The organism is Streptosporangium nanhuense, from assembly GCF_059358815.1.
In genome coordinates, this window is sequence record NZ_JCADBG010000122.1 from 1 (window position 1) to 759 (window position 759).

At 66.8% G+C, this 759-nt stretch carries 1 protein-coding gene; it reads left to right on the forward strand.

The features are described 5' to 3' along the window. Window positions 1–759: ABC transporter permease (locus AC5L38_RS44285; RefSeq protein ID WP_495248835.1), on the forward strand; the 759-nt coding region annotated here is incomplete at both ends.

A 759-nucleotide genomic window follows, 5' to 3' on the forward strand; every position in this document is an offset into this window, starting at 1 on the left:
GACGTTCGTGATCATCGGTGGGGGTATCGACCTGTCGGTGGGCGCGATCATGGCGCTGGCGTCGGTGTGGGCGACCACGTTGGCCACCCAGTCCTACGGCCCGTTCGTGATGATCGTGTGCGCGGTGCTGGTCGGTACCGGCGCGGGCCTGGTCAACGGCCTGCTGATCTCCTACGGGCGGATGGTGCCCTTCATCGCCACTTTGGCGATGCTGGTGGCCGCCCGGGGTCTGGCGCAGCGGATGTCGGACCGGCGCACCCAGCTGGTGCAGCAGGGCAACGAGATGATCGTGGAGTTGTCGACCAGCCGGGTGCTGGGCATCCCGGTGCTGGTCTACATCTTCGCGCTGGTGGTGATCGCCGGGTGGGTGGTGCTGAACCGCACCACGTTCGGCCGGCGCACCTACGCGGTGGGCGGTAACCCCGAGGCGGCGCGGCTGGCCGGGATCGACGTGCGTCGTCACACCGTGATGTTGTACGCGCTGTCGGGGTTGTGCTGCGGTATCGCGGCGGTTCTGATCATGGCCAGGACCACGACGGGTTCCTCCACGCACGGTGATCTGTACGAGCTGGACGCGATCGCCGCGGTGATCATCGGTGGCACGCTGCTGACCGGCGGCCGGGGAACGATCATCGGGTCGATCCTGGGTCTGCTGATCTTCACCGTGATCACGAACCTGTTCATCCTCAACGGGCTCAACACCAGCGACCAGCTGGTGGCCAAGGGCCTGATCATCGTGGTGGCCGTGCTGCTCCAGCG